This is a genomic window from Kaistia adipata DSM 17808, assembly GCF_000423225.1.
Classification (GTDB): Bacteria; Pseudomonadota; Alphaproteobacteria; order Rhizobiales; family Kaistiaceae; genus Kaistia; species Kaistia adipata.
The window spans coordinates 852,192-866,027 of record NZ_KE383991.1 but is presented as its reverse complement, the minus strand read 5'-3'; the positions used below and the strand labels follow the sequence as shown (position 1 = coordinate 866,027).

The 13,836-nt window shown below is 68.5% G+C and carries 13 protein-coding genes; 5 read left to right on the top strand and 8 right to left on the bottom strand.

The window, feature by feature from the left end; genetic code table 11:
* The first annotated feature begins 442 nt into the window (after positions 1-442).
* The 3 genes from G539_RS0116915 to G539_RS0116905 all read left to right on the top strand — a co-directional run bounded on the left by G539_RS0116915 (position 443) and on the right by G539_RS0116905 (position 3,700).
* Positions 443-1,723, top strand: a complete 1,281-nt coding sequence (locus G539_RS0116915) for an extracellular solute-binding protein (protein ID WP_029076248.1) — start codon at positions 443-445, stop codon at positions 1,721-1,723.
* Positions 1,724-1,928: 205 nt separating this feature from the next.
* The gene (locus G539_RS0116910) at positions 1,929-2,885 is read left to right on the top strand and encodes a carbohydrate ABC transporter permease (RefSeq protein WP_029076247.1); all 957 of its coding nucleotides are present in this window, start codon (positions 1,929-1,931) and stop codon (positions 2,883-2,885) included.
* The gene (locus tag G539_RS0116905) at positions 2,882-3,700 is read left to right on the top strand and encodes a carbohydrate ABC transporter permease (protein WP_029076246.1); all 819 of its coding nucleotides are present in this window, start codon (positions 2,882-2,884) and stop codon (positions 3,698-3,700) included. The genes G539_RS0116910 and G539_RS0116905 overlap by 4 nt, the downstream gene beginning before the upstream one ends.
* A gap of 190 nt (positions 3,701-3,890) precedes the next feature.
* Here the strand turns inward: G539_RS0116905 and G539_RS27145 are convergent, their stop codons facing one another.
* The 8 genes from G539_RS27145 to G539_RS0116865 all read right to left on the bottom strand — a co-directional run bounded on the left by G539_RS27145 (position 3,891) and on the right by G539_RS0116865 (position 11,229).
* Positions 3,891-4,040, bottom strand: a complete 150-nt coding sequence (locus G539_RS27145; protein WP_156912011.1) for a hypothetical protein — start codon at positions 4,038-4,040, stop codon at positions 3,891-3,893.
* Between the two features lie 98 nt (positions 4,041-4,138).
* On the bottom strand, positions 4,139-5,305 hold the full coding sequence (locus G539_RS0116895; protein ID WP_029076245.1) for an ABC transporter ATP-binding protein: 1,167 nt from the start codon (positions 5,303-5,305) through the stop codon (positions 4,139-4,141).
* 117 nt (positions 5,306-5,422) lie between these two features.
* The gene (locus G539_RS0116890) at positions 5,423-6,181 is read right to left on the bottom strand and encodes a copper homeostasis protein CutC (protein ID WP_029076244.1); all 759 of its coding nucleotides are present in this window, start codon (positions 6,179-6,181) and stop codon (positions 5,423-5,425) included.
* Between the two features lie 13 nt (positions 6,182-6,194).
* On the bottom strand, positions 6,195-7,106 hold the full coding sequence (locus G539_RS0116885; protein WP_029076243.1) for an ROK family protein: 912 nt from the start codon (positions 7,104-7,106) through the stop codon (positions 6,195-6,197).
* A 14-nt stretch (positions 7,107-7,120) separates the two neighbouring features.
* Positions 7,121-8,284: an N-acetylglucosamine-6-phosphate deacetylase gene (gene nagA, locus G539_RS0116880; RefSeq protein ID WP_051231565.1), complete on the bottom strand. Its 1,164-nt coding sequence runs from the start codon at positions 8,282-8,284 to the stop codon at positions 7,121-7,123.
* A 116-nt stretch (positions 8,285-8,400) separates the two neighbouring features.
* Complete coding sequence (locus G539_RS0116875) at positions 8,401-9,426, bottom strand: SIS domain-containing protein (protein WP_029076241.1); 1,026 nt, start codon at positions 9,424-9,426, stop codon at positions 8,401-8,403.
* Positions 9,427-9,550: 124 nt separating this feature from the next.
* Entirely contained in the window at positions 9,551-10,315 is a 765-nt protein-coding gene (locus G539_RS0116870; RefSeq protein ID WP_029076240.1) for a GntR family transcriptional regulator, read from the bottom strand.
* Positions 10,312-11,229, bottom strand: a complete 918-nt coding sequence (locus G539_RS0116865; RefSeq protein WP_156912010.1) for a glucosamine kinase nucleotide-binding domain-containing protein — start codon at positions 11,227-11,229, stop codon at positions 10,312-10,314. Before G539_RS0116865 ends, G539_RS0116870 begins: the two co-directional genes overlap by 4 nt.
* A gap of 344 nt (positions 11,230-11,573) precedes the next feature.
* On the opposite strand from G539_RS0116865, the gene G539_RS0116860 reads away from it, so the two are divergent.
* Both G539_RS0116860 and G539_RS0116855 read left to right on the top strand, forming a co-directional pair.
* On the top strand, positions 11,574-12,881 hold the full coding sequence (locus G539_RS0116860) for a neutral/alkaline non-lysosomal ceramidase N-terminal domain-containing protein (protein ID WP_035831497.1): 1,308 nt from the start codon (positions 11,574-11,576) through the stop codon (positions 12,879-12,881).
* A complete protein-coding gene (locus G539_RS0116855) occupies positions 12,878-13,798 on the top strand; it encodes an N-acetylmuramic acid 6-phosphate etherase (RefSeq protein WP_051231562.1) in 921 nt (306 codons plus the stop codon). Before G539_RS0116860 ends, G539_RS0116855 begins: the two co-directional genes overlap by 4 nt.
* The last annotated feature ends 38 nt before the right edge of the window (positions 13,799-13,836 follow it).

Below are 13,836 nucleotides of genomic sequence, written 5' to 3'. Positions count from 1 at the left end.
AGATCCGCATCATCGATGGAAAGGCCCGCCGCCCTCGAACGGAGATGCGGTCCTCTTCAATATGGCGACGGCGCATCGGCGGTGCCACGGCATGGGCCCGCATCCCGACTGCCACCGGCGCGTTTTCACCCAGTCTGCCGCAATTGCACGCTCCCCAATCACCGGCGGCTCTGTCATCATGCCGACGAAGGGTCGGCGCGCCGTCGTGCCCTTCAGTCGTGGGGATCTGAGCCGGTTTTGCGCAATCGAACATAGTTGGTGTCACGCGTTTAACATGCGAAGTCTTCGAAATCGGCCGTTTTCGGCCAATGCTGTTCCATTCGGTGCTCGCTTCTTCGGGTTATTTGTACGTACCGCGAAGGAATGCGAGCTTATTGAGTGTCATGTTGTTTGAGATATACTCTAGTTCGCGCATTTATCACAACGGAAGAGAGTCCTAACGATGATTAAGACGTCTTTCTGGAAGCTCGGCGCGGCCGGGCTGGTCTATGTGAGCCTCGCGGCTGCCGCGTTTGCCGCCGGCAAGCCGCTCGACGGCATCACGCTGACGGTCGCCTCGCAGAACGACCAGTTCGCGCCGGTGATCGCCAAGCTCGCGCCCAAGTTCGAGGAGGCGACGGGCGCCAAGGTCAAGGTCGACATCCTCGACTACGGCTCGCTGCTGACCAAGACCCAGGCCGATTTCGTCGGCGACACCAAGAGCTACGACCTCGTGACGATGGACATCGTCTGGGCCGGCCAATACGCCGACAACAAATACACGGTCGATCTGACCGACTGGATCAAGCGCGACGCGGCCGAGATCCAGCTCGACGACATCTATCCGGCGATGATCCAATATATCGGCCAGTATGACGGTAAGCAGGTCGCCTTTCCGTTCGCCGGCTATGCGGCGGTGCTTGCCTATCGCAAGGATCTGCTCGATGCGGCCGGCCTGAAGGCGCCCGAGACGGCCGAGGAGTTCGTCGAGACGGCGATCAAGCTGACCAATCCCGACAAGAAGACCTATGGCTTCGTCGCCAACGGCCAGAAGGGACCTGCCGTGGCGCAGGACTGGCTGCAGTACAACGCCCAGCTCGGCGGTTCGGTGCTCGGGCCGGACGGCAAGCCCGCCATCAACTCGGACGCCAACGTCAACAGCCTGAAGATCTACAAGCAGCTCTTCGACAAGGCGGCCCCTCCGGGCGCTGTCGACTATGACTGGGGCGGCCGCGAGGAGAGCTTCCGCCAGGGTCTGGTCGCCATGATGGAGACCTGGTCGGTCGGTGCACCGGGCTACTACGACCCGTCCATGTCGAAGATCGTCGACGGCGTCGCCATCACGACGACGCCGGTCGCCAAGGGCCTGCCGGTCAAGTATGGCCTCGGCGGCTGGGGCATGGGCATCAATGCCGACATCGACCCGGCCCAGCAGGAGGCCGCCTGGCAGTTCATCAAGTGGCTGACCAGCCCCGAGATCCAGAAGGAGATGAACCTCGAGGGTGCCGGTAGCTATATCCGCAAGTCGACGGTGGCCGATCCGGACCTGAACAAGAAGTTCCCCTACCTGCCGGTGCTCGCCAAGTCGTTCGAGAATGCCGATGGTGATTATCGCCCGCGCATTCCGCAGTATCCGGAAATCCAGGATCTGCTCGGCACCGCGGTCAACGCCGTGCTGGTCGGCGACGTCGACCCGAAGGCAGCGCTCGACGAAGTCCAGACCAAGGCCGAGAAGCTGTTCTGAGCCGATAGCCGACAATGGCACCCGCTCTTCTCCCTCCCCCTTGCGGGGAGGGTTGGGGAGGGGGTGTCAGCGCGGACGCCGGGAGGTTGGCGTTGGGCTGCTGTCCGATTCCGGATAAGATCCAGCCGCTGCCCCTCCCTGGCCCTCCCTGTGTGGGGAGGGGACAGGCCGATGCCCCCGCGGGCCATCCGCCTCGATCGAGGACATGTTCTTGACCATCACCTCCGCCGGTTCGATCGCGTCGCCTCGCCGCCAGTCGTCGTCCCTCCGTTTCTCGGACCGACGCAAGCTCTTCCTGCTCTGCCTCGCCCTGCCGGCCATCGTCTATGTCGTGCTGGTCGCCGTGTGGCCGCTGGCGCAGGGCATCTGGTACTCGTTCTTCGACTACAACCTGCTGCGTGGCGGCGGGCGGCGGACCTTCGCCGGATTCGACAACTACGTCGCACTATGGACCGACGCGACGGCGCGGCGTGCGGTGGTCAACACGTTCATCTTCACCTTCGCCGCGGTGGCGCTGGAGTTCCTGGTCGGCCTGGGCCTGGCATTGCTGCTCTGGCGCGACGGCCGCTTCAACCGCATCTGCCTCGCCTTCCTGCTCATCCCCGTCACCATTACGCCGATCGTCGTCGGCCTGATCTTCCGCGCGCTGCTCGCTGTCGACTATGGCTTCCTCGGCTACTTTCTCGCCGAATGGGGGATCTCCGGCCCGCGCGGTTTTCTCGCCAACACGTCGACCGCGCTTCCCGTCATCATCCTGATCGACGTCTGGGAATGGACGCCGCTGGTGGCGTTGATCCTGCTCGCCGGCCTGAAGTCGCTGCCGACCGACATTCTGGAGGCGGCCGCCGCCGACGGCGCAACGGCCTGGCAGCGCTTCCGCATGGTGGTGCTGCCGCTCCTGCTGCCGACCGTGTTCCTGGCGCTGGTGCTGCGCGTGATGGACGCGTTCCGCGTCTTCGACATCATTTTCGTGACGACGGGAGGCGGCCCGGCCGACGCGACGACATCTCTGATGCTCTACGGCGTGAAGCAGGGCCTCGAATTCTTCAACATCGGCTTCGCGTCGGCGATCGGTAATCTCGCCATCCTCTGCATCGCGCTGATGTGCGCCGTGTTCACGCTGCTGATCCGCCGGGCCGATGTGAGGGCCAACGAACGATGAGAGCCCGTCCCCGCCAGGTCACCCTCGAGCGCACGGCGCTCCTCGCCATCCTCGTCGTCTGGCTGCTGCCGGTGCTGTGGCTGGTGACGACGGCCTACAAGCCGCCGCGCGAGATCTTCTCCTCGCCGCCGACCTTCGCCTTCACGCCGACGCTGTTCAATTTCCAGCGCATCTTCGAGATGTTCGACGTCTGGGCGCTGCTGAAGTCGAGCCTCATCATCAGCCTTGGCACGACGGTGCTGTCGCTCCTGTTCGGCGTGCCGGCCGGCTATGCGCTGGCGCGGGCGAAATGGCGCTATGCCATCGCGGTCGCCTATTTCTTCCTGGCGATCCGCACCGTGCCGATCATCGCGACGCTGATCCCGTTCTACCTGATGATGCGCGATATCGGCCTGCTCGGCACCTGGTGGGCCGTCGTGCTGATCAACACGACGTTGAACTGCGCCTTCGTCACCTGGATGATGTTCTCCTATTTCCGCGCCCTGCCGCGCGACATGGAGGAGGCGGCGCTGACCGACGGCTGCACGCTCTGGGGCGCGTTCTATCGCGTGGCGTTGCCCATGGTCGTTCCCGGCATCATCGCCAGCGCGCTGTTCTGCATCATGTTCTCGTGGAACGACTTCCTGACGCCGATGTTCCTGACAGGGCCGGACACCAAGCCGCTCTCCGTGGCGCTGCTGGCGGCCTTCGGCACCAAGGACATCACCTGGGGCACGCTCGGCGCGCTGGCGCATTTCTCGACCGTGCCGATCGTGCTGATGGCGCTGTTCCTGAACCGCTATTTCGTCCAGGGCTTGACGCGGGGCGTGCAGTAGCGATCGCCGGGACGTCGGCAGGTGGGCAAGACGCGACGGGTCACCTCGGACACGGGCATTCCAGCGGGATGCCGGTGGAGGTCGTTCGGCGCGCTCTCCCCCGAAAGGGCACCACCCGCCGCGCCTTGTTCTGATGGAAAGGGCGCCCCGCCGTTTTCGTCGGGGCGCAATCGCCTCTGTCTCTGAAGCCCTATGGCCGGGCGGCGCGCACGGCGGCACGAACCGGCGCGGCCTGCGGCGTCAGGTTGCGCGTCTGGCGCTCGGCATAGGCAAGGCTGAGCATGAACAGCGCGAAGGCAGCAACGATGGCGGTGATGGCGATGACGGCGGCGGCGGACATGATGGACTCCGTTTGCTGACGAGCCCACTTTCCGGCGAATCCGCAGCCGCCGCCTTGATCCGGATCAAACAGGATGCCGATGATGCGCGGCCGCTTGATCAGGCCAGGACGGCCTGCTCGGTGCGAGCATCGAACAGATGGATGCGGGCCGGGTCGACGGTCAGGCAGATTGGATCGCTCTTCCGGACCGGCAGTGTGCCGTCGAGCACGGCGCGCAACCGCGTCCGCGCTGATTGCAGCTCCTCGCCATCCTCGGACACGCCGGCCGCGACGACCGCCGCGCCGGCAAGGTCGACATGCACGAGCAGATTGGCGCCGAGATCCTCGACGAAGGCGACCTTGCCGTCGAGCCGGCCAGGGGCAGGGGTGGCATTCGGCGCCAGGACGAGCGCCTCGGGCCGGATGCCGGCGATGATCTCCTTGCCGACATAGCGGGCCACGCCGGGGCGAGCGTCGAGCGCGGCCGCATCGAGTGGGATGGAGAGCGCGCCGAGCTGGAGCGCCAAGCTCTCGCCCACGCCGGTGACGGTACCCGTGAGGAGGTTCATCGGCGGCGAGCCGATGAAGCCGGCGACGAAGAGATTGGCCGGCGCGTCATAGAGCATGCGCGGCGCGTCGAGCTGCTGCAGCACGCCCTTGTTCATCACCGCGACGCGGTCGCCCATGGTCATCGCCTCGACCTGGTCATGCGTCACATAGACGGTGGTGACGCCCGTCATCTTTTGCAGATGCGCGATTTCGGCGCGCATCTGCCCGCGCAGCCGCGCGTCGAGATTGGAGAGCGGTTCGTCCATCAGGAAGGCCTTGGGCGAGCGCACCAGGGCGCGCCCCATGGCGACGCGCTGGCGCTGGCCGCCGGAGAGGCGACCCGGCTTGCGGTCGAGCAGCTCGGAGAGTTCCAGCAGCCGCGCCGTCTCCTCGACCTTGGCGCGGATCGCGGCCTTGTCGGAGCCGCGCACCTTGAGGCCGAAGCCGATGTTGTCGGCGACGGAGAGATGGGGGTAGAGCGCGTAGGACTGGAACACCATGGCGATGTTGCGATCGCGCGGCGACAGGTCGTTCGCCACCGAGCCGTCGATGACGAGCGCGCCGTCCGAGATTTCCTCCAGTCCGGCGATCATCCGCAGCGCCGTCGACTTGCCGCAGCCCGAGGGGCCGACCAGCACCAGGAACTCGCCATCCTCGATCCGGAGATCGAGTGCGTCGACGGCCAGGTGGCCATCATCGTAGCGTTTCGTCACCCGCTCAAAGACGATTTCGGCCATGGCCATTTCCTCGTTGGAACACTGCAGCGTGCCATGCCCAGGGAGCGGCTGTCAAAGCGGAAGATGGCTGGAAATTCAACCGTTTCGGCGCGGTTTCTGCTCGCTGTCCGGACGGCCTCAGGCGGTTGGGTCCTCGAAGACGCGGATCGCGCGGACGAGCTCCGCGACGGTCTCGGCGGAGGTGACGTCGCGCAGCGAATCCGACGCGAAGCCGAGCGCCACGGCCTCCGGCGCCACGGTCTGCCGGCCGCTGCGGCAGGACGCGTGGATCTCCTGCGCGCCGGTGGCAGCGAGGATCGCGGGGGCGTTGTCGGGACGGATGCCGGAACCGGGCATCACGGCGATGCGGTCGCCGGCGCGCGTCACCAGGGCGGCGAGCGCGTCCAGCCCGTCGACGGCGTGCTTGGCGCCGCCGGAGGTCAGGATGCGCTCGAAGCCGAGCGCGATCGCCGTCTCCAGCGCGTCGGCGCGGTCGGGCACGAGGTCGAAGGCGCGGTGCAGCGCGGCGCCCAAGGGGCCGGCATGGCCGCGCAGGCGGAAGAGCGCCTCCGCGTCGAGCCTGCCGCGCGGCTCGGAAGCGCCGAGCACGACCCCGGCGAGGCCGGCGGACCGGGCGGCGTCGATGTCGCGGCGCATCTGGTCGAGCTCGCCCGGCGTGAAGACGAAGTCGCCCTCGCGCGGCCGGATCATGGCGTAGATCGGCACGCCCGTCTTCGCTGCGAGCTTCATCAGACCAAAGGTCGGCGTCAGCCCGCCGAGGGAGAGGGCGCTGCAGAGCTCGATGCGGTCGGCGCCGCCGCGGATCGCCGCCTCCAGCCCGTCGGCGGTGTCGACGCAGATCTCAAGCTTGATTCGGCCGGGCGTGCGCTGGTTCATGGGCGCAGTATGATCACGCCGGCGCCTGTTCCGCCAGCATGGCTGCGCCGATCAGGCCACTCGCGCCGCGCGTCAGGCCCGGCACGACCAGCGGCGCCTCGTAGCGGCCGAGCACGCGGCCGCGCACGGCTCGGTCGATTTGCGCCAGGAGCGCCGCATCGGCGGACAGTCCGCCGCCGACCGGGATGACCGAGGGACCGATCGTGTTGACGATCATCGAGAGCGGCCCGGCGATCAGCTCGACGAAGGTCTCGATGCTGCGCGTTGCCGTCTCGTCGCCGGCATGCCAGGCGGCGGTGATCGCCTGGCTCGTCCGCGCCTCGCTGGAGAGGGCCGTATGGATGCGTTCCAGCCCGCGCGCCGAACCGTAGCTGTCGAGGCAACCGACCTGGCCGCATCCGCAGCGCACCACAGGGATGCCGCGCGCCGCGACGGCTTCGGCGAGGAGGGGGCCGTGGCCCCATTCGCCGGTCACGCCGTTGGCGCCGCGCACCATGCGGCCATCGATCACCAGCCCGCCGCCGACGCCGGTGCCGAGAATGGCGCCGAAGACGATCGGCTGGCCCTTGCCGGCTCCAACCATCGCCTCGGCCAAGGCGAAGCAGTCCGCGTCGTTGCCGACCCGGACGGGGATGCCGAGTGCTTCGGCGATTTCACTCTCGATGCGGTGGCCGGTGACGACCGGGACGTTGGCGGCTAGGGCTATGCCGGTGGCGCGGTCGGTGGTGCCGGCGATCGAGATGCCGATGCGCGTCGCGCCGCCATCGGTCTCGACCAGGCGGCCGAGCGCCGTGATGAAGTCATCCCAGTTCGTGTGCGGCGTCGGCAGGGTGGCGCGGTTGGTCACCGTGCCGTCGCGCGCCACGCGGGCGAACTCCATCTTCGAGCCGCCGATGTCGAAGGCCGCCGTTCCGGGCGTCGCCATGGTCGTTTGTCCGTTCAGCCGAGCGGCGCGAAATGCTGGCGCTCGCCGCCGATATAGACGCCTTCGACGTCGAGCGCGTCGGAAAGATGCACGAAGTCGGCGCGGGCGCCCGGCGCGATGCGGCCATGCGTGCGGTCGATGCCCAGGAATTGCGCCGGATACAGCGAGGCCATGCGCAGCGTTTCCTCGAGCCCGATGCCGACCGTCCCTGTCATGAAGCGGACTGCGCCGATCATGTCGAGGTCGGAGCCGGCCAGCGTTCCGTCGTCGAGGGTGAGCTTGCCGCCGGCGCGCTGGATGACGCGGCCGTTCAGCTCGAACTCTGTCATCGTCGTGCCGATCGTCGACATGGCATCGGTCACGATGTAGATGCGCCCCGGCGCGCGCTTGGCGCGCAGCGCGTTGGCGATCGCGGCGGGGTGGACGTGCAGGCCGTCTGGGATGATGCCGCACCAGGCGTCGGGGCTGTCGAGCGCTGCGCCGACGACACCGGGGCTGCGATGGCCGAGCTGGCTCATCGCGTTGAAGAGATGGGTGACGCCGCGCGCGCCGGCGTTGAACGCCGCCATCGCCATCTCGTAGGGCGCATCGGAGTGGCCGATCGCAACCGTGACGCCGGCGGCGGTGAGACGCGCGATCTGCTCCGGCGGCACCGTCTCGGCGGCGACGGTCGTGATCACGTGGTCGATGCCGGTCGAGACAAGGCGCTGGAAGTCGGCTTCGTCCATCGGCCGGATGTAGCCGGGATTGTGCGCGCCCTTGCGGGCGACCGACAGGTGCGGACCCTCGATATGGATGCCGAGGCAGCCGGGGACGCCGGCCGCGATGGCGTCACGGACGGCCGTGATCGCCGCCGTCGTGACCTCCGGCGTGTCGGTGATCAGCGTCGGCAGCAGAGCCGTCGTGCCATAGCGGGCATGCGCCGTGCAGATGGCACGGATGCCGTCGAGCGTGGCGGCGCTGTTCAGCAGCGCGCCACCGCCGCCGTTCACCTGGAGGTCGATGAAGCCCGGTGCGAGCAGCCCGGTCGCTAGCTCGATGGTCGCGACGCCCTCGGGCAGGCCGCCGGGCTCGACCACGCCGCGAATGGTGTCGCCATCGACCAGAACGGCGACATCGCGGCGGCGCGTGGCGCCGTCGAACAGGTCGGCGACCAGATAGGCTGTCAGCTTCGACATAGGGGCTCATCCCTGGAACGGAGTGGCTGTGGCCTGGCGCGAGCGCTTCCGATGGGCCCGCGCCAGGCTTGAAAGGCTTGTCCTCTCCCGCGGAGAGGCGAAGCACAGAAACGCGACTAGACGGTCTGCGTCACCTTGTTGAGGCCGCGCGGCTTGTCGGGATTGTAGCCGCGCGCGACCGCGACCGCTTCGGCGAAGCGGTAGAAGGAGAGCGCGATCGAGATCGGATCCGTCAGGGCGTGGCCCGTCGGGGCGACGGGCAGGCGGGGGCCGGGAATGTCCGCCGCCGTCGCGGTGAAGACTTTGGCGCCGCGCGCATGCAGCGCCGAGACGGTCGCGACCATGCTCGGCGCCGCCGCGTCGTTGGGGATGAAGGCGAGCAGCGGGAAGTGCTCGTCGACCAGCGAGACCGGGCCGTGCTGCAGCTCCGCGCCCGAATAGGCTTCGGCGTGCAGGATCGAGGTTTCCTTGAGCTTCAGCGCCGCTTCCTGGGCGATGGCGAAGCCGGGGCCTCGGCCGAGCGTGTAGAGCGAGGCGGCGCCGACGACGGTGTCGCGTGCCTCGCTCCAGTCGCATTCGAGCGCAGCGTCGAGCTTGTCCGGCAGGGCGGCGATCGCCGCCTGAAGCGCCTTGTCCTCCCGCCACGCGGCGATGATGGCGAGGCCGGCGACGACGGAGGTGATGTAGGACTTGGTCGAGGCGACGCTCTTCTCCGGGCCCGCGCGCAGCGGCACGAAGACGTCGGCGAGACCGGCGAGCGGCGCATCCTCGACATTGACGAGCGCCAGGGTGGCGGCACCGCCCTTCTTGGCGGCCTCGATCATGGCGAGCAGGTCGGGGCTCTTGCCCGACTGCGAGATAGCGAGCGCGGCGGCGCCGCGAAGATGCAGCGGCGCGCCGAAGATGGAGGCGATCGAAGGGCCGAGCGAGGCGACAGGGACGCCGGTCGTGATCTCGCAGGCATATTTGAAGAAGGCGCTGGCATGGTCGGACGAGCCGCGCGCGACCGTCACGATCACATTCGGATCGACGGCGCGCAGCCGTGCGCCAGCCTCGGTGATGGCGTCGCGCGACTGGTCGAGCAGGCGACGGACGGCGGCCGGCGCTTCGTCGATCTCGGCGCGCATCAACGTGGTGGTCATGGTCTCAATCCTCCATTCCGACGCCGAAGCGTTTCATCGTTCCCGCGAGGCGATGAAGCGCTCCAGCTCTTTGTTTGATCGCGTTTCTTCACGCGAACCGGTATCCACTTCGCTCGAAAACGCTCTAGCGGGGAGACGCTTCCGTCAGGTTCAATTCAGCAACGAAATCATAGGCATCGCCGCGATAGTGCGAGCGCGTGAACTCGACGACGCGGCCATCCGGCAAATAGGAGATGCGCTCGATGGCGAGCGCGGCGGAGCCGGGCGCGATGCCGAGCAGGGCGGCGTCGGCGCTGCTGACATTCTCGGCATTCAGCCGTTGCACGGCGCGCACCGGTCGCATGCCGATCGCGGTCAGCGCGTCGTAGAGCGAAACGTCGACGATCGACGGATCGGGCAGGATGCGGGCCGGCACGACCGCGCGCTCGATTGCCATCGGCTCGTTGTTGGCGAGCCGCAGGCGATGCAGGCGGGAAACGCGATCGGTCGGCGAAAGCCCGAGGATCATCGCCTCGGCCGAGGTCGGCATGCCAACCGAACGTTCGATCCAGTTCGCCGTCGGCACCAGGCCGCGACTGCGCATGTCCTCGGTGAAGGAGGTCAGCCGGGACAGCGGCTGCTCGACGCGTCCGCCGCCGCGCGACACGAACGTGCCGGAGCCATGGCGCTGGCGCAGCACGCCTTCGGCGACGAGGCCCTGGATCGCCTTGCGAACGGTGACGCGCGAGACGCCGAGGGAAGCCGCCATTTCGCGCTCGGCGGGGAGGGCGTCATTCGGGCGCAGCCGGCCGTCGCCGATGGCGTCGCGGATCAGGCCCTGGAGGCGGACATAGAGCGGTCCGCCTTCCTCGTCCGTCAGCCGCTCCGGCGTCAGGAAAAGCTCGGTCATCGCGCGAACTCGGCCGGGGCGAGCGTGGCGGCCAGCGCCAGCGCGCCCTCGAGCGGATCGCCGGCCGGCGTCACGATGCGGGCGGCGATGGCGGGCGCCAGGCGCGCCTGATAGAGCGGCGCCAGGCCGCCGAGCAGGCTGATCCGTTCGGCGCCGAGTTCGACGAGGCGGCCGAGCGCCGCCTCGATGTCGGCGGTCGCCTCGGCCAGGATGGCTTCGGCGAGCGGGTCGCCGGCGGCGGCCGCGTCGAAGACGAGCGGCGCCAGTTCGCCGTAGTCGCGCGGCAGCGCCGTCTTGCAGAAGGTGACCATCTGGTCCGGCTTGTCGTCGAAGCGCGCCATTATCGCGCGCGAGAAGGTCGTGGCGGGCAGGATGCCGTCATGGGCCAGCACGGAGCGCCGCATCGCCTGATGCCCGAGCCACGCGCCGCTGCCCTGGTCGCCGAGCAGGAAGCCCCAGCCGCCGACGGTCGTGAAGCCGCCGCCCGCCTGCACGACATAGGCGGTGCCGGTGCCGAGGATCGCGATCGCGCCATTGCCTTCGGGATGGGCGCCGCGGCAGGCGATCCAGGCATCCATCTCCAGCGCGATCCTGGCGAAGGGGAGGCCGGAGGCGAGGAAGCGCTCGGCGAGATCCGGGATGTTGGCGCCGGCAAGGCCGAGGCCGATATGGCAGCGGCCGAGATCGGCCGTCGTCAGGCCGCCGGCGACCAGTGCGCCCTCGACGGCGGCGACGATGTTGTCGCGCGCCTCGGGGATGCCGGCGAGGATGTTGGCGGTGCCCGTGATGCATTCGCCGATCGGGCTACCATCCGCGTAGCGGGCGCGGGCCCGGCAGCGTGTGCCGCCACCGTCGATCCCGACCAGGATGATGTCCCGCGCATGCGTCCGAAGACCATCAGAGCTGCCCGTCATGTCGTCCTTCACCGTCTGCCGTATTGCTGGATGGCCGGATCGGGTGCCGCCGGCAATCTGTGAGGGGATAATACCAAACGAAATCCAATTGGGAAGGAAATATGCGGCGAGCGCGGCCTGTTCGGTCTTGGCTCGTAGTCTTTTGTGAGATCTGCTTCATTAAGGTGCTGATCTAAAACAGTTATGGGGTCTTGTCCCCAAGGCGGCCGGTATATTTTCGATCCTCTGATTTAGGTGTCTGGACGGACTGGTATTTCGTTGGTATCGTCCTTCCCAATCAAGCAGGGAAGAGTTGCTCGATGCCGGAAACCAGCATTGACGCAAGGGCGGGAGAGCCGGGCGGAGTGGGTGCGGGCGCTGTCGTCCTCGCCGGGGCTGCCATTGTCGACATCACGCCGCCGTCCGGCCTGGCGATGGCGGGTTACGCTGCGCGTCTTTCGCCTGCGACCGGTACGCATGATCCCCTGACCGTCCGCGCCGTCGTCGTCGGCGATACGGTCCTGGTCTCCGTCGACGTCATCGGCTTGCATGAGGATACCTGCCGGCGGATCCGCGCCCGGGTTCCGCTCGCCGACGATCATGTCGTCATCACCGCGCTGCATACGCATGGCGGTCCGCGCGCCGTGCCGGGCCGCGTCGGCGGTGCGCCGGACGCCGGCTATCTGGCCCGTCTCGAAGACGCCTGCGTCGCGGCGATCGAGGCCGCGCTCGCCAATCGGCGGCCCGCGCGGATCACGTTCGGCAACGGCGCCGATCCGGAAGTGGCGCGGAACCGTCGTCACGAAGGCGGCGTCACCGATCCGCAATTGCCGGTACTGCGTATTCGCGGCGAGGAGGGCGGCTGGATCGCCGTGGTGCTGTCCTATGCCTGCCACCCGGTCGTGCTCGGCGCGGACAACACGCTCTGGACGGCCGACTATCCCGGCGCCGTCCGTTCGGCGATCGAGGCGGTTCACCCCGGCGCGGTCGCCCTGTTCCTGACCGGCTGTGCCGGCGACGCCGGCATCGGCGACACGCCGCATGGCTCGATCAGCACGGCCCCTTCCGATTTTCGCAGCTTCGCCAATGCCGAGCGCCTCGGCCAGCGCATCGCCGCGGCCGCGCTCGCCGCTCCGCAGGCGTCCATTTCCGGCGATTTCCGGGCCGCGTCGGCGCCGATCGCACTGGATCTGGTGCGGCCGGAGCAGGACCAGCTCGACGCGCTTGGCGCGCAATGGCGCGTGGACAGCCAGACCGCCGCGCCGGCCTGGGCGGCGCTCTATGAAAGCTGGGCCGATTGGGCCGACACCGCCGCGCGCGAACCGCTCGCGCCATGTCCGCTTCGCGTCACGGTGTTCGACTGGGGCGGGGTTCGCCTCGTGGCGCTGCCGGGCGAGATCTTCGCCGCGACGGCGCGGCAGATCCGCCAGGCCATCGACGGCATGCCCGTCGGCGGCCGCTCCTTCGTCTTCTGCTTCGCCGACGGCGTGCCGGGCTATATCCCGCCGGCCGAGGAATACCGCTTCGGCGGCTACGAGGTCGACGAGGCGCATCGCTACTACGGCATGCCCGGGGCCTTCGCGCCCGGCTCGGCCGAACGGCTCGTGCAAACGGCCGCAACCCTTGCCGCGACGCTCGCCGGCGAGGCCGCAGACATCGAGAAGAGAGCATGACCGTGACCAAGTCTTCGCCGTCGACCGAAATCGCCGATCCGCGCTATCGCGGGCTCGATACCTGGCGCGACGAGGATGTCCTCTCCGCGCTGCAGGCCGGCCATGCGCGCGCCGTCGCCTCGGTCGAGGCGGCGATCCCCGCGCTGGCGAAGGCGGCTCGGCTCGCGGCTGACAAGCTCGCGGCGGGTGGCCGCCTCGTCTATCTCGCCTCGGGCAGCCCGGCGCTGCTCGCGCTCAGCGACGCGCTCGAGATCCCGCAGACCTATGGCGTTCCCGATGATCGCATCGTCACCATCCTGGCCGGCGGGCTCGACCTGATCCACAATTTCTCGGGCCTGCAGGAAGATGATCCCGTGCAGGCGCGCCTCGACGTCGCGGCCTACGGCGTTGGACCGCAGGATTGCGTCGTCGCGATCTCGGCGAGCGGCTCGACGCCCTTTACGGTGGCTGGGTTGCAGGCAGCGATCGCCGCCGGCGCCGCCAGCGTCGCCATCGCCAGCAACGCCAACGCGCCGCTCTTCGAGGGCGCCGACGTGACCGTTCATCTCGATTCCGGGCCGGAAGTCATCGCCGGATCGACGCGGATGGGCGCCGGCACCGCGCAGAAGGCCGCGCTCAACATGCTCTCGACGATGACGGCGATCCATCTCGGCCACGTCTATGACGGGCTGATGGTCAACGTCCGGGCCGATAACGGCAAGCTGCGCGCGCGGGCCGCCCGCATCATCGCCAATGTCGCCGGCGTCGACGAGGCCAGCGCCCGGACGGCGCTCGAAACGGCGGGCGGTCACGTGAAGCCCGCGATCCTGATCGCAGCCGGGGCGAAGGACCTGGCCGCGGCGGGCGAAATGCTCAACCAGAACAATGGGAACGTGCGCAAGGCGCTGGCGGCGATCGCCGGGGCCGGCGTTCGATAATGCCGATGCGGCCGCGGCGGTGCGGTCGCACGGTTCAG